Source organism: Sandaracinus amylolyticus (assembly GCF_000737325.1).
Classification (GTDB): Bacteria; Myxococcota_A; Polyangia; order Polyangiales; family Sandaracinaceae; genus Sandaracinus; species Sandaracinus amylolyticus.
In genome coordinates this window covers 6,773,907-6,788,146 of sequence record NZ_CP011125.1, presented here as the reverse complement: position 1 = coordinate 6,788,146, position 14,240 = coordinate 6,773,907, and the positions used below count along the sequence as shown (strand labels likewise).

The following is a 14,240-nucleotide window of genomic DNA, read 5'->3' as shown; positions in this document are numbered from 1 at the left end:
GTGGACGCGCGCCTGCCCGCGATCACGCTGGTCACCGGCGCGGCGTCGGGGATCGGCGCGGCGGTCACCGCCGCGCTCGTGCGCGAGGGCGGGCGTGTCGTCGCGATCGATCGGGACGAGCGCGCGCCCTTCGACCACCCCGCGATCTCGAGGTACCGCGCCGACGTGCGCGATGCGCGCGCGCTCGTCGACATCGTCGAGCGTGCGGAGCGCGAGCTCGGCGCGATCGACGGCCTCGTGCACGCGGCGGGCGTCCTGTCGCTCGGCGCGATCTGCGATGCGCCCGACGACGCGCTCCGTGACGCGCTCGCGGTGAACGTCGAGGGGCTCTGGTCGATCTCGCGCGCCCTCGCACCCCGCATGATCCGCCGCGCGCGCGGCGCGATCGTCACGATCTCGTCGAACGCGGGATCGACGCCGCGCGTGGGCATGGGCGCGTACTGCGCGAGCAAGGCCGCCGCGACGATGCTGACGCAGTGCCTCGCGCTCGAGCTCGCGCCGCACGGCATCCGCTGCAACGTCGTGTCGCCAGGCTCGACCGACACGCCGATGTTGCGGCGCATGCTCGACGGCGCCTCGCCGAGCGAGCTCGTCCGCGGTCGCCCCGGCGCGTTCAAGCTGGGCATCCCGCTGGGCCGCGTCGCGACGCCCGACGACGTCGCGCAGGTCGCGCTCTTCCTCCTCTCCGAGCGCGCGCGGCACGTGACGCTCCAGGACGTGCGGGTCGACGGTGGCGCGACGTTCTGAGCTCGTCTCGTTCGTCGCGCTGCTGCTCGTCGCTCCGAGCGCGCACGCGCAGGACGACGATCTCGTCGCCGACGACGTCGTGGTGCACGCGCCGAGCGAGGCGGAGGAGCTCGCGCAGTCGAGCGACGCGGTGCGCGTGATCGACACCGAGGAGGCGCGCGACCGCAGTGCCGACGTCGCGGAAGTGCTCGCGCGCAGCGAGGGGCTGAACGTGCGGCGCACCGGAGGGCTCGGCGCGCCCGTCGATCTCTGCATCCACGGCGTGTGTGGGAGCGGCGTGCGCATGTTCCTCGACGGCGTGCCGCTCGAGCTCGCGGGGCTCGGCGTGGGCGTGCAGGGCGTGCCGGTCGGGCTCGTCGAGCGCATCGAGGTCTATCGCGGGATGGTCCCGGTGCGCTTCGGCACCGATGCGCTCGGCGGTGCGATCAACGTGGTGCGCGCCGCGTCGTACTTCGATCCGCACGTCGGCGCGTCGCTGCAGATCGGCTCGTTCGGCACGTACCGCCTCACCCACGGCGCGGGGTATCGCGACGACGCGACGCGGCTCTACGCGGCCGTGCAGGCCTACTACGATCGCTCGCGCAACGACGCGTGGATGGACGTGGAGGTCGAGGACGCGCGCGGTCGTGTCGCACCCGCGCGCATCCAGCGCTTCCACAGCGCGTACGAGGCGTACGGCATCGCGCTCGAAGGCGGCTTCGTCGGCGCGCCGTTCGCGGATCGCCTGCTCCTGCGCGCGTTCGTCGGCGAGCACGATCGCGACATCCAGCACGACGTCCTCGCGACCACGCCGGTCGGCGACGCGACGACCGGCGAGGTCTCGTTCGGCGCGCTGCTGCGCTATCAGCACGCGATCACCGACGACGTCGAGCTCGACGCGTACGTCGGCTACACGCGACGCGCGATCGATCTCCACGACGCGTCGGACGCGCACTACGACTGGCGCGGCCGCGTGCGCCCGCGTCGCCGCACCGCGCCCGGCGAGCTCGGCAATCGCGCGTTCGATCAGACGATCTGGCAGGACGCGTTGCCAGCGCGCCTCAACCTGATGTGGCGTCCTGCCGACGAGCATCGGCTCCTGCTCGACGTGACGCCCGAGCTCGTCGCGCGCACCGGCATCGACCGCGAGCAGTCGAGCGTCGGCGGGCGCGATCCGCTGAACGCCGAGCGCGAGCTCTTCACGCTGATCTCGGGGCTCGAGCACCAGATGACGCTCTTCGGCGGCGTGCTCGAGAACCAGATCTTCGTGAAGGACTACGTCTTCTTCGCGTCCGCCGAGGAGATCCTCACCGACGCGTCGTACGTGCTGCGACGGCGCGAGGCGCACGAGATCGGTGTCGGCGAAGGGCTGCGCGTCGCACCGCTCGAGTGGCTCTTCGTGCGCGCGAGCTACGAGCACGCGACACGCCTGCCCGAGCCCGACGAGATCTTCGGCGACGGAGTGCTCATCGTCGCGAACCTCGGGCTCGCGCCCGAGCGCAGCCACAACGCGACGCTCGAGGTCGCCATCGATCTCGACGACACGCCGATCGGTGCGCTCCGCGCGAGCGTCGCGGGCCTCGTCCGCGCGCGAGAGAACATGATCGTCCTGCTCGGCGATCACCTCTCGTTCTCGCACCAGAACGTCTATCGAGCGCTCGCGATCGGAGGCGAGGGGAGCGTGGCGTGGGTGAGCCCGGGCGAGTGGGTCTCGCTCTCGGCGAACCTCACGTACCTCGACGATCGCAACACGAGCTACGAGGGCACGTTCGCATCGACGCGCGGCGATCGCATCCCGTATCGCCCCTGGCTGTTCGCGAACTTCGGTGCCTCGTTCCGCGCGCGCGGCCTCTTCGCGCGCGACGAGCTCGCGATCGAGTGGCGCGCCCGCTACGTGCACGAATTCACGCGCGCCTGGGAGTCGAACGGCCGCCCCGACACCAAGGACGTCGTCCCCTCGCAGCTCGGCCACGACGTCGCGCTCACGTACTCCGTGCTCGGCCCGCCGCGCGTCTCGACGAGCGTCGAGATCACGAACCTCAGCGACGAGCGGCTCTACGACTACTTCCGCGTGCAGCGCCCGAGCCGCGCCGCGTTCCTCAAGCTCTCGATCGAGTACTGAGGTCGCGCAGTCGCTCGTGGATCGCGCGCGCCTCGTGCCCGAGCAGCGTGCCGATCGGCGGTGATGCCGTCCCTTCGGGCGCCAGCACGTCGTCGCCGAGGAACACCGGATAGCGGAACACGAGCGTCGAGCGCGCCTGCCGCACGATCACGACGACCTCGATGCGCTGCCCCGGCGGGACCACCGACTCGCCCAGCGCGAACTCGTCGGCGAGCGTGATCGCCGTGCGCGCATCGCCCTGCTCGAGCACCAGCGACCCGTCGTCGAGCACGAGACGTCCGACGCGCTGCCACTCGCGCAGCACGAAGAGCGGCGCGGTCACGAAGAACGGCGTCGCCGCGATCAGCCCGACGACGATCCAGAGCGCGTGCGAGCGGCCCCACTCGCCGAGCGCCAGCGCGAGCACGAAGAACCCGAAGATCAGCACGAGGCTCGCGACGCCCGCGATCGCCCCGGCGCGAAGCTGCGAGATGATCTCGATCTCGATGCGCGGCGCGCTCCGCAGCGCGTCGAGGCGCGCCCGCGCGACGCGGCGCATCCGCCACGCGGCGACGCCCATCAGCGCGACGATGCCGAGCACCGCCACGACGATCACGAGCCCCGGATCCATCGAGGCGCGATGGTACGTCGATCACGCGCTCGTGAGCACGATGCGCGAGACCTCGGGCGGCGCGCCCACGCGCGCGGGCGGGCCCGCGGTGCCGAACCCGCGGTTCACGTAGATCTGCGCGCCGTCGCGCACGTAGTGGCCCGCGATGTAGCCGTGGGGCAGCACGAGGTCGGCGGGGCGCACGACGAAGTTCACCTGACCGCCGTGGGTGTGCCCGCTGAGCTGCAGGTCCACGTGCGGCGCGGCCTCGGGGAAGAACTCCGGGTTGTGACAGAGCAACACGCGCGGCGCGTCGCGCTCCGCGCGCGCGATCGTCGCGGGCAGATCCGCGCCGCGACCGAACCCGTTGCGCGGCGCCCACACGTCGTCGACGCCGAGCAGCGCGAAGCGCCCACCGCGATCCCCGATCGTGATCGCGTCGTTGCGCAGCACGCGCGTGCCTGCCGCGCGCAGCGAGCCGAGCACGTCGTCGATGCCCGCGTAGTAGTCGTGGTTGCCGGGGATCGCGACGACGCCGTCGCGCGCGCCGAGCTCTCCGAGCCGCCGCGCGAACCGACCGAGCAGGTCGGCGTAGCGCGGATCGTGATCGACGAGATCGCCCGTCATCACCACGAGATCGGGGCGCGCGCCGCGCACGAGATCGATCGCCGCCGCGAGCTCGCGCTCGCCGATGAACGTGCCGACGTGCACGTCGCTGAGCTGCACGATCGTGTAGCCGTCGAGCGTGCGCGGCAGGCCCCGCAGCGGGATCGGCACCTGCTCGACGACGTAGTCGCGCCGCCCGAAGGCGACGCCGTAGATCGCGGTGCTCGCGCCGACGCCGACCGCGCCCGCGACGTACGCGCGCGACAGCATCTCGCGCCGCGTGATCGTGGGCGACGGCGGAGTCTCCACCGCCGCGGGCTCGGCCGCCTTCGTCTCGTCGGGCTTCGCGCGCCATCGCGTGATGCGCCGCGCGATCGCGCCGAGCAGATCGAAGGGCAGCAGCAGCCCCGCGGAGATCAACACGGTGAGGCCCAGCGCGAACCCGACCTGCGCGACGACGAGCTTCACCACGTCCGGCGACTCGAGCCCGGTCGCGCGCATCAGGAACGGCGACAGCACGACCGCGGTCATCGCGCCCGCGGCGACCCGCGACTTCCGGTCGCCGAGGCGCGCGGCCCAGCTCGCGCGTCGCGTCACGTACACGATGAGCAGCGTGAGCGTGACCGAGACGACCGCGAAGAAGACGATCAGCCGCGTCATCATGCGCGGGATCGAGCATGAGGACTCCGGCGCTCCGCGACAATCCCGGCCAGCAGCGCGTCACGTTACTTCACGCTCTGCCACAGGACGGAACGAGAACGGCCGCTTTCGCGGCCGTCTCGTCGGAGATCTCTGAGGAGCGCAGGAGGAGAAGGAAGACCACCGAAATCGGTCCTCTCGCGAATCCCCTCCTGCTTTCCTGCTCTCCTTAGCGGAACCTCTCCTCGACTCGTGAGCTCAGCGAGCGAGCTCGAAGAGGCCCGCCGCGCCCTGACCGCCGCCGATGCACATCGTGACGATGCCGTAGCGGCCGCCGCGCTTCTTGAGCTCGTAGAAGAGCGTCGCCGTCAGCTTCGCGCCCGTGCAGCCGAGCGGGTGGCCGAGCGCGATCGCGCCGCCGTTCACGTTCAGCTTCTCGTCCGGGATGCCCAGCTCGCGCTGGCAGTACACCGCCTGGCTCGCGAACGCCTCGTTCATCTCCACGAGGTCGATGTCCTTGATCGTCAGGCCCGTCTTCGCGAGCAGCTTCTTCACCGCGGGGAGCGGCCCGATGCCCATGATCGCCGGGTCGACGCCCACCGTGACGAAGTGGCGGAAGTAGCCGAGCGGCTTCACGCCGAGCTCCTTCGCCTTCGCCTCGCTCATCACCAGCGCGGCCGCCGCGCCGTCGGACAGCGGCGACGCGTTGCCCGCCGTGACGCTACCCTTCGCCGAGAACGCCGGCTTGAGCTGGCCGAGGCCCTCCACCGTCGTGTCGGGGCGCGGCATCTCGTCGCGGTTGAAGTCGAAGAGCTTGCGCTCGCCGTTCTCGAAGCGGATGCCGTGGACCGTCACGATCTCGTCGGCGAAGCGCTTCTTCTCGACGGCCTCGCTCGCCTTCTTCTGGCTGCGGACCGCGAACTCGTCCTGCTGCTGGCGCGTGATGCCGAACTTCGCCGCGACGTTCTCCGCGGTGATGCCCATCGGCGTGTAGACCGACGGGTAGTTGTTCATCACCTCGGGCGACGCGCTCAGCTTGTAGCCGGTCATCGGCACCATCGTCATCGACTCGACGCCGCCCGCGACGACGGTGTCCGCCGAGCCCACGAGGATCTCACCGGCGGCCATGGCGATTGCCTGGAGGCCCGAGCTGCAGAAGCGGTTGATGGTGACCGCGCCCGAGTCCTCGGGAAGGCCCGCGAGGAGACCGACCGGACGCGCGACGTTGAGGCCCTGCTCGCCCTCCGGCATCGCGCAGCCGAGGATCAGATCCTCGACCATCTCGGGCTTCACCTGCGGCACGCGCGCGAGCAGGCCCTTGATCACCTCGGCCGCGAACTCGTCCGGGCGTCGATTGGCGAGCGAGCCCTTGTGCGCGCGCCCCACCGCCGACCGAACTGCCTCCGCGATCACCACGTTCGCCATGCGTTCCACCTCGTGTGAGCCGGGACTGTAGTGCAGAAAACGCGCTGCGTCAGCGCGGCGACGCAATGCGTCATCGCCCGCTCCGGCGCTCTTCCCCGAGGCGCGAGCGGGTCACTCGAAGAACACCCACTCCATCGGCTCGCTGACGTTGTCGGCCCAGTCGGAGGCCACCACGCACACGCGCGTGGGACCACCTTCGGACGTGACCGTGAACTGCCCGAAGCGCACGTTGACGAACTGGTAGCCCTCGGGGTCGTCGCAGTCGGTGGTCGCCGCCGGGCCCGATTTTCGATCGTAGCCGGCGTACGTCGGGTTCTCGACGTCGACCCAGAACCGCACGCTGTCGGCCTCCGGCGGATCGTGGCGCACCGGCAGCGGCAGCGCGGGCGGCGTGGAGTCGCTCGCCGTGACCCACGCGACCGCGTGGGTCGCGGGCTGGATCGCGTCCGCCGCGGGACCGCCGCGCACACACACGACGGTGAGCCCGTCGGCGGTCGGCAGCGGGGCCTCGAACGTCGGCGCCGCGTCGATCGCGAGCGCCGCGCCGTAGCCCGCCTCGTCGCGGCAGTCGGTGCTCTGCGCGGGGCCGGCCTTCGCGCGGTAGTGCGTGAAGCCCTCGCTCGCGGTGAGCGTCACGCGGATCGTCGTGTTGGTCTCGCTCGGCCGCTGGTAGCGCGCGGTCTCGCGCGCCGAGTCGATCACCGCGCCCGACGCGAGCGGACAGCCCGTCGCCGCGAGATCGATCGCGCCGTCGACGAAGCACGCCGACAGGCCCGCGACCGGGATCGCGTAGCTGACTCCGTCGTACGTCGCGGGGCCGCTCGCCTCGAGCTCGCACGGGCGACCGAGGTGACAGATCGCGTGCGGCCGCTCTTCGCCCGTCGTGTTGATCACCGCGAAGATCGCGCCCGACGCGTCGAGCAGCGGCGAGCCCGAGCTGCCGGTGCGGATCTCGGGGCAGTCGTTGGCGACCGCGTCGGGCCACAGCCACTCGAACTCGACGAGCGAGACGCGCTCCCCCAGCGTGCAGCGCCCGAGGCGCAGGTGCTCCTCGGGGTCGTCGCCGGTCGCGAGCGGCGCGCCGACGTTCGTGATCGCCGCGCCGGTCGCGGGCAGGGCGGTCGCGAGCGCGATGCCCTCGATGCCCGCGGTGCGCAGCGCGCCCACCGTCGTGTCGAGCTCGAGCACCGCGAGATCGGTGCCGCGCATGCTCGAGAACGCCGCGACCTCGACGGCGACCGCGTGCTGCGCGTCGACGGTGTCGGTGAAGAAGCGGAACACGACCTCGCCCGGCTCGTCGAGCACGCGACCCTCGAACGACTCGTCGTTCTCCCACCACAGCGTGCAGTGCCCCGCGGTGAGCGCGTAGGCCGGCGCGTCGTCGTCGCCGCCGACGTCGAGCAGGGTCGCGGTGCACGACGAGGGGACGCGCGCGCGTCCGATGCCGCGATAGCGCGCGTTCGCGCCGTCGGCGTCGTGCAGGACCTCGGAGCGCGGCACGCTCGCGTCGGGCTCGACGTGCGCATCGGGCTCGACGTACGCATCGGGCGCGACGTGCGCGTCGGGTGGCACGTACGCGTCGAGCGGGACGCGGGCGTCGACGGCACCGCCGTCGATGGGATCGGCAGCATCGTCGTCGCCGCACGCGACGAGCGCGAGCGCGCCGAGGATGGAAGCGAAGGCTGGGCGGAGCAGGGCGAGTCGCATGGTCTTCTCCGCTTGGCAGTGCCGGTTCGCTTCCGTGACCGGCTCAGGAATTTTCAGAACACGACGCGCGCGCCCACGCCCCCCGCGCCGCGCGCCGGATCGACCCACGGCGCGAGCGAGAAGGGACGCTGCAAGCTGGGATCGAGATCCGGCGGCAGGCTCCGGCTTCCGCCGCGCTGTCGCTCTCCCGCGAGCACGAGCAGCACGCCGCCCACCGCGCCGAGCACGACCCCGCTCGCGAGGCCGATCCACGCCGCGGTCCACGCCTCGTCGACGCCCGCGAGCTCGCCGGGCGCGCACGCGCCCTCGTCGCGGCACCTCGGCGACGCGCCGTTCTCGATCGTGAACGCGACGACCCCGCCGACCGCGAACGTGATCAGCCCGAGGATCCCGCCGGTGAACAGCGTCCACCCGATGATCGGCACCGCGGGATCGTCGAGGGGATCGCCCGAGGGACGCGGCGCGTCGAGCGCGCGCAGATCGGCGAGGTGACCCTCCAGCCGAGCGCGCTCGTCGTCGTCGATCGCCGCGTCGCTCGCGAGGTAGGCCTCGAGGTGCGACGCGGCCTGCGCGTGCTGGCCGGCCTGGTGGTGCGCGAGGTAGAGCTCGTAGCGCAGCGCGGGATCCCCCGAGGTCGCGCGCGCCTCCTCGAGCACGTCGATCGCGAGCTCGTGATCGCCCTCGCGCAGCGCCGCGCGTGCCTCGTCGAGCGCCTCGTCGGTCTGCGCCGCTGCGAGCGCAGGGACGCAAGCGAGCGCGAACACCAAGAACGCGGCGGCGCGTGACACGCGCGAGTGCTGGCACGCCGTCCGCGTCCGAGCACGCCGGCGTGCTCTCGGCGTCTCCCGTGGCTACTTGTCCGATCGCAGCGGAGGTCGGGCCGATGATCGTCGATTGTCCTGCGTGCGGTGCTCGGAATCGCGTGCCTGCGACGCGCGTCTCGGATCATCCGAAGTGCGGTCGGTGCAAGACGCCGATCGCGATGACCACGCCGGTCGAGGTCGGCAGCGCGGAGGACTTCGACGAGCTCGTCAGCAGCTCGCCGATCCCGGTGCTCGTCGACTTCTGGGCCGCGTGGTGCGGCCCCTGCCGCGTGGTCGCGCCCGAGCTCGAGAAGCTCGCGCGCAGCCGCGCCGGTCGCGTGGTCGTCGCGAAGCTCGACACCGAGGCGGTGCCCGAGGTCGCGGCGCGCTACGGAATCCGTAGCATCCCGACGATGATCCTCTTCCGCGCGGGGCGCGAGGAGAAGCGCGCCAGCGGCGCGATGCCCGCCGAGCAGATCGCGCTCGCCGTCGGCGTGTGATCCGCGGCGTCGCGGGTCACTCCGACGTCGCCGAGGCGCGCAGCGCGTCCGCGAGCGCGCGTGCCGCGGGACCGCTGCGCTCGCGCTTCGGGAGCACCACGTGCGCCTGCACCGCGAAGTCGCGCGCGGCAGGCGCGAGCCGCGACAGCGCGCCGCGCGCGAGCTCGTCCGCGACGTCGTCGCGCGGGAGGATCGCGAACGCGCGACCGCCCGCGAGCAGCGCCTTCGCCGTACCGACGTCGGGCACCGTCCAGCGGCGCTGACCGCGCAACCACCCGCGCGGCGCGCGCTCGGGCGCGGGCCCGGTGTCGGCGAGCACGATCTGCAGCATGCGCTCGACCTCGCCGCGCTTCGGTCGGCGAGACGCGAGCGGGTGCGCCGCTCCGACCACCGGCGCGAAGCGGACGATGCCGATGGGATCGGGGTCGGCTCCGTCGGGCAGCACCGTCGTGACCGCGACGTCGACGCTCGTGTCGCGCGCGGCGTGCTCCGCGCCGGTGCGGAGCTGGTGCTCGACGCGCACGCGCGTGCTCCGCGACACCGACTGCATCGCCTCGAGCGCCCGCGCGACCCACGCGCGCGGGACCACGCCGTCGATCGCGACGCGCAGCTCGGCTTCCCAGCCGAGCGCGATCGTCTGCGCGAGCGCCTCCAGCGAGTGCGCGTCCTCGAGCAGCGCGCGGGCACGATGCGCGACGATCGCGCCCGCCTCGGTCGGCACGAGGCGCCGCCCCTCGAGCGCGACGAGCGGCTGCCCCACCGCGTCCTGGAGCACGCCGAGCGCGTGGCTGAGCGCCGAGTGGCTCCGGCCGAGCGCGCGCGCGGCCGCGTGGACGCTCCCTCGCTCGCAGACCGCGACGAACATCGCCCACTGGTCCAACGTCGCGCGCGCGAACCGGCCATGTTCGAAATTGTCGTCCATGAGCGCGCATTTTACGCGCTCATCGGTTCAACGAATCGACGCTAGAGCACGCTGGCGGCTGCCGTCGGGTGGCCGACGGAGGTCCTCATGCACGCTCGTCGCTCGCTCGCCTCGCTCGTCCTCGTCGTCATCGTCAGCGCCTGCGGCTCGGCCGGAAGGCCGCTTCCGCTGCGTCGCGACCCGTTCCCGACGGCCGACCTCACGCTCGTCTGGCACGGCACCGGCGAGGCGCATCGGCTCGAGGACGGCGTGTGGCAGCGCCGGCCGGAGCACGACTACGAGCTCACCGTCGTGCAGCGACGCTACGGCGATCGGTGGGAGTCGACGAAGGAGATGCATCGGCGACACCCCGACTACGACGGATCGGCCGGGCCGCGCGACCAGACGCTCCACTTCACCGTGCTCCTCCCGGCGCACGACGAGGGCGGCGACGCGCTCCCGCTCGCGATCGAGTCGACGCTCGGCGATGGGGCCGGCCGCGCGGACCCTCGCTTCGAGGCCGCGACGCTGCGCATGCGCGCGAACGTCTCGAGCATGGCGCCGTTCGACACGTACGTGATCGAGCAGCGCTATCGCTACGCCGAGGGCGCGCTCGACGAGACGGTGCGCCTCGTGCGCGCCGGCGCCGAGGGCGATCAGGAGTGGGTGCGCATCGACGAGCGCGCGCAGCTGTTCGCGAGCGCGCGCTTCGACGAGCCGCCCACGGTGCGTGCGCCGCGCTGACCCAGCGCGCTCTCGACAGTTCGCGCCACCTTGCGACCGTTGGCGACACGCGATGGCTGAGAACCTCCCTCAGGAGACGATCGTGCCCATGAGAACGTTCGCGCTCGCGTCTTCGATCCTGCTCGCGCTCGCGGGCTGCGCGCCGACTTCGGCCGAGCTCGATGCGGCGCTGCCCGTCGACGCCGCGCGCATCGACGCTTCGATGCCCGACTCGGCGCTCGTCGACACCGGGACACGCGACGCGGCGGAAAGCGACGCCGCGATAGCGAGCGATGCCGGGCCCACGATCCTCACGCTCACGGGCCACGACTTCGGCGTCGGGCCCGAGGTGTTCCTCTATCACTCGATGCGCGAAGGAACGGACGGCGCCGAGCTCACGAGCCTCGATCCCGAGATCGGCGCGTACGCCGGCTCGATCGCGGGGATGACCGCAGGCGGCGTCGGATGGCCTCGCTACGTCACGCACGCCGGCCGCCGCGTGATGGAGATGCGCTCGCCCGACGGCGCCGACCAGAACATGCGAGGCGTGGTGATGCGCTTCGACGCGACGCCCTCGTTCTTCATCAGCTACCGCGTGACCATCCCGCCGGACGCGCACTTCCCGGGCGCGGCGGCGCCGCGCACGCCGGGGGCGCGGAGCAACTGGAAGATCGCGTGGTTCAACCAGGGCGGCGTCGGCAGCGGCGCCGGCTCGGATCTCGTCGTGCCCACTGCGGTGAGCGGCGGGCTGCACCTCATCGGCAACCAGTCCGCGCACACCTGGTGGGGCCCCGGCATCGCGATGGTGTGGGACTGGGACGACTGGAACGTCGTCACGTGCTCTCACATCGCCGAGGGCGATCCGCGCAGCGAGCCCGGCGACGTGGTGTTCGCGATCACCACGCCTCGCACCGGCACGACGGTCCGCAGCTGGCGCGACACGCTGATCCGCGAGGACACGCCGGTCGCGGGCTTCGACCGCCTCTACTTCCCGGCGTGGATCGGAAACGACGACGACACGCACGAGGGCACGCAGGCGTACTTCGCCGATCTCTACCTCGCGCTCGGCGAGCACGCGCAGGCGCGCGTCGAGCTCTGCGACGCGCCCGAGTGGGACGCGTGTCGCCATCGCTTCGTCGTCCCGCCGCTCGAGTGGACCGAGGACACGATCCGCGTGGCACCGCACCCGTCCGAGCTGGCCGCCTCCACGCACTGGTTCGTCACGACCGCCACGGGCGAGCGCTACGCGGGCGCGCTCGCCGATCTCTGAGCCGCCGGATCAGCGGCGATCGGCCGCGCAGCGCGCCGCGTACTCCGCGGGCGTGGTGCCGATCAGCGCCTTGAAGTCGCGGATGAAGTGCGACTGATCGAAGTACCCGAGATCGAACGCGAGGCGCGCCCAGTCCTGCGCCTCGCCGGCCGCGAGCCGATCGGTCGCCTCGTGCAGCCGATAGCGCTGGATGACCCACTTCGGGCTGACGCCGACGTAACGGTCGAAGAGGCGCTGCAGCGTGCGCGGCGTGGTCGCGAGGCGCGCCGCCATGTGCTCGACGCGCAGGATCTCGCGCTCGCGCTGCACGAGCTCGATCGCGCGCCCCACCGCGTCGACCTGCGGATCGGGCTCGGGCCGGTGGCGCAGCAGCACCTCGTCGGCGATCGCGGCGCGCGCGTCGAGATCGTCGGTCGCGAGCACGCGCGCCCGCAGCGTCTCGGCGTCGTCGCCGAGGACCTCGCGCAGCGGGATCGCGCGCCCCGTGATGCGCGAGACCGGGTACGTGACGAACGGCGCGAACGCGCCCGGTCGCAGCTTGATCCCGAACACCTCGCCGCGTCCCTCGAGCGTGCGCGAGAAGCGCCCGAGCACCACGCCGCGCACCCGCGCGTCGCCTTCCTCGTGCTCGCGGCTGCGCTCGATCGAGAAGTGCACCGAAGGATGCGCGAGCACCTCGGAGACGTAGGGCTCGTCGAGATCCCAGCGCACGCTCCAGTAGTGCTCGACGATCGACGCGAGCTCGGGCGCGGGCGCGCGCCGCTCGTGATCGAAGCGCGCAGCGCCCGCACCGGGCCGCAGGATTCCGCGAGGTCGCGTCGGAGCCACGCGACGAGGTTACGCGCGGATCAGGGCAGCTGCCCGCCCGTGATCCACGCCTGGAGCGCCGCATGATCGTCGGCGTCGAGGCACGCGGGGCGTCCGACGTCGAGCGTGGGATCGCCGGTGCACACGCCGCCGCGCGGCATCGTGCCGTTCTGGATGCGCACCAGCATGCACGCGCCCTGCGTCATGCCCGCGCAGCTGCCCGCGGCGATCTGCGTCGACGCGTAGTCGCGCACGTTCAGCGCGGACGCGCTGCCCGTCGTGTGGCACGGGCCGCAGAGCGACTCGAGCATACCCTGGATCGTCGCGTAGCGCACGGCGCAGCCGTCGTCGGGCGTGCCGTCGCAGTCGTCGTCGACGCCGTCGCCGCAGGTCTCGCTCGGCGCGGGCAGCGTCTCGCCGACGCACGCGCCGTACGCGGTGCCGAGCGCGTCGCACGTCTGGGTCCCCGCGCTGCACACGCCGACGCCCTGGGTGCCCGGAGGTCCGGTGTAACAACCGCTCGTCGAGCCCGGCGCGCAGGCGCAGCCGTCGCCGTCTTCGTTGATCGCGCCGTCGCAGTCGTCGTCGACCGCGTTCGCGCAGGTCTCGGGCTCTGGCAGCACGTCGCCGACGCAGTCGCCGTAGCCGGTGCCGTCGGACAGGCACGCCTGCTCGCCCGCCGCGCACGCGGCGACACCTTCGGTGCCCGCAGGCCCGGCGTAGCAAGCGCGCGTGGTGCCGGGCTGACATGCGCAGCCCTCGCCCTCTTCGTTGACCGCGCCGTCACAGTCGTCGTCGGCGTCGTTCGCGCAGGTCTCGCTCGAGGGCCGCACCTCTCCGACGCATGCGTCGACGTACGAGCGACCATCGGCCGCGCACGCGCGCGTGCCCGCGACGCAGATGCCGACGCCCGCGCTGCCCGCGGGCCCGCCGTAACAGGAAGTCGACGTGCCGGGCGTGCACACGCAGCCCGCCTCGCTCTCGTTGACGGTGCCGTCGCAGTCGTCGTCGATCGCGGTGGCGCAGTCCTCGGCGCGCGGCAGCGTCTGTCCGGTGCACGCGCCGAAGCCGCTGCCGTCGATCGCGCAGGTGTGCGTGCCGGCGACGCAGGCGCCGACGTCGCGCGTGCCCGAGGGGCCCTCGTAGCAGGTCTCGACCGCGCCCGGCGTGCACGCGAGCGTGCGCGCGTCGGGGTCGTCGCTCGCGTCGTCGCGCGCGGGCGCGTCGAGCGGGACGCCGGCATCGGAGCGCGCTGCGTCGACGTCTGGCGCGACGTTCTCTTCGCAGGCGGAGGAGGAGAGGAGGAGCAACGCGAGCGAGCATCGACGAGCGAACGAGCGGAGATGCAGCATGGCTCGATCGCTACACGAGCCCTCGCTCCGCGAAGTCGGGAGAAGCCCCGAGCCGCTGCAGGGGGTTCCC

13 protein-coding genes are annotated in these 14,240 nt (G+C 72.6%); 5 read left to right on the top strand and 8 right to left on the bottom strand.

Translation table 11 applies throughout. The features are described from left to right. Nucleotides 1-747 carry an SDR family oxidoreductase gene (locus tag DB32_RS28690; protein WP_240481264.1) on the top strand — a complete coding sequence of 249 codons (747 nt, stop codon included), beginning with the start codon at nt 1-3 and terminating at the stop codon, nt 745-747. Next, nucleotides 731-2,848 (top strand): TonB-dependent receptor domain-containing protein, encoded by a 2,118-nt coding sequence (locus DB32_RS28685; protein ID WP_053235828.1) that lies wholly within the window; start codon nt 731-733, stop codon nt 2,846-2,848. The genes DB32_RS28690 and DB32_RS28685 overlap by 17 nt, the downstream gene beginning before the upstream one ends. On the opposite strand, the gene DB32_RS28680 is transcribed toward DB32_RS28685, so the two are convergent. The 5 genes from DB32_RS28680 to DB32_RS28660 all read right to left on the bottom strand — a co-directional run bounded on the left by DB32_RS28680 (nt 2,826) and on the right by DB32_RS28660 (nt 8,602). Continuing rightward, a complete protein-coding gene (locus DB32_RS28680) occupies nt 2,826-3,458 on the bottom strand; it encodes a hypothetical protein (protein WP_053235827.1) in 633 nt (210 codons plus the stop codon). The two genes, DB32_RS28685 and DB32_RS28680, sit on opposite strands and share 23 nt — an antisense overlap. Before the next feature lie 21 nt (nt 3,459-3,479). After that, entirely contained in the window at nt 3,480-4,703 is a 1,224-nt protein-coding gene (locus DB32_RS28675; protein ID WP_169791593.1) for a metallophosphoesterase, read from the bottom strand. 237 nt (nt 4,704-4,940) lie between these two features. Continuing rightward, a complete protein-coding gene (locus DB32_RS28670; protein WP_053235825.1) occupies nt 4,941-6,107 on the bottom strand; it encodes a thiolase family protein in 1,167 nt (388 codons plus the stop codon). Nucleotides 6,108-6,218: 111 nt separating this feature from the next. Further along, nucleotides 6,219-7,814 carry a trypsin-like peptidase domain-containing protein gene (locus tag DB32_RS28665; protein WP_053235824.1) on the bottom strand — a complete coding sequence of 532 codons (1,596 nt, stop codon included), beginning with the start codon at nt 7,812-7,814 and terminating at the stop codon, nt 6,219-6,221. Between the two features lie 53 nt (nt 7,815-7,867). After that, complete coding sequence (locus tag DB32_RS28660; protein ID WP_053235823.1) at nt 7,868-8,602, bottom strand: tetratricopeptide repeat protein; 735 nt, start codon at nt 8,600-8,602, stop codon at nt 7,868-7,870. A 95-nt stretch (nt 8,603-8,697) separates the two neighbouring features. Here DB32_RS28660 and trxC point away from each other — a divergent pair, with 95 nt between their 5' ends. Then, complete coding sequence (gene trxC / locus DB32_RS28655) at nt 8,698-9,117, top strand: thioredoxin TrxC (RefSeq protein WP_053235822.1); 420 nt, start codon at nt 8,698-8,700, stop codon at nt 9,115-9,117. Nucleotides 9,118-9,133: 16 nt separating this feature from the next. Here the strand turns inward: trxC and DB32_RS28650 are convergent, their stop codons facing one another. Further along, nucleotides 9,134-10,039, bottom strand: coding sequence for a LysR family transcriptional regulator (locus DB32_RS28650; protein ID WP_083457888.1), 906 nt, complete (start codon nt 10,037-10,039; stop codon nt 9,134-9,136). 87 nt (nt 10,040-10,126) lie between these two features. Between DB32_RS28650 and DB32_RS28645 the strand changes: the two genes are divergently transcribed. Both DB32_RS28645 and DB32_RS28640 read left to right on the top strand, forming a co-directional pair. Then, nucleotides 10,127-10,762: a hypothetical protein gene (locus DB32_RS28645; RefSeq protein ID WP_053235820.1), complete on the top strand. Its 636-nt coding sequence runs from the start codon at nt 10,127-10,129 to the stop codon at nt 10,760-10,762. A gap of 88 nt (nt 10,763-10,850) precedes the next feature. Beyond that, nucleotides 10,851-12,011 carry a hypothetical protein gene (locus tag DB32_RS28640; RefSeq protein ID WP_157069504.1) on the top strand — a complete coding sequence of 387 codons (1,161 nt, stop codon included), beginning with the start codon at nt 10,851-10,853 and terminating at the stop codon, nt 12,009-12,011. A 9-nt stretch (nt 12,012-12,020) separates the two neighbouring features. Here DB32_RS28640 and DB32_RS28635 read toward each other — a convergent pair whose 3' ends face one another. Then, on the bottom strand, nt 12,021-12,839 hold the full coding sequence (locus tag DB32_RS28635) for an AraC family transcriptional regulator (protein ID WP_053235818.1): 819 nt from the start codon (nt 12,837-12,839) through the stop codon (nt 12,021-12,023). Between the two features lie 20 nt (nt 12,840-12,859). Beyond that, nucleotides 12,860-14,128 carry a MopE-related protein gene (locus DB32_RS45750; RefSeq protein ID WP_169791592.1) on the bottom strand — a complete coding sequence of 423 codons (1,269 nt, stop codon included), beginning with the start codon at nt 14,126-14,128 and terminating at the stop codon, nt 12,860-12,862. Nucleotides 14,129-14,240 lie beyond the last annotated feature (112 nt).

What these genes read in the sequence shown, in the direction of transcription:
- DB32_RS28665 (WP_053235824.1), bottom strand. Translation starts at nt 7,814, where the DNA reads ATGCGACTCGCCCTGCTCCGCCCAGCCTTCGCTTCCATCCTCGGCGCG.
- DB32_RS28650 (WP_083457888.1), bottom strand. Translation starts at nt 10,039, where the DNA reads ATGGACGACAATTTCGAACATGGCCGGTTCGCGCGCGCGACGTTGGAC.
- trxC (WP_053235822.1), top strand. Translation starts at nt 8,698, where the DNA reads ATGATCGTCGATTGTCCTGCGTGCGGTGCTCGGAATCGCGTGCCTGCG.
- DB32_RS28645 (WP_053235820.1), top strand. Translation starts at nt 10,127, where the DNA reads ATGCACGCTCGTCGCTCGCTCGCCTCGCTCGTCCTCGTCGTCATCGTC.
- DB32_RS28680 (WP_053235827.1), bottom strand. Translation starts at nt 3,458, where the DNA reads ATGGATCCGGGGCTCGTGATCGTCGTGGCGGTGCTCGGCATCGTCGCG.
- DB32_RS28675 (WP_169791593.1), bottom strand. Translation starts at nt 4,703, where the DNA reads ATGACGCGGCTGATCGTCTTCTTCGCGGTCGTCTCGGTCACGCTCACG.
- DB32_RS28640 (WP_157069504.1), top strand. Translation starts at nt 10,851, where the DNA reads ATGAGAACGTTCGCGCTCGCGTCTTCGATCCTGCTCGCGCTCGCGGGC.
- DB32_RS28670 (WP_053235825.1), bottom strand. Translation starts at nt 6,107, where the DNA reads ATGGCGAACGTGGTGATCGCGGAGGCAGTTCGGTCGGCGGTGGGGCGC.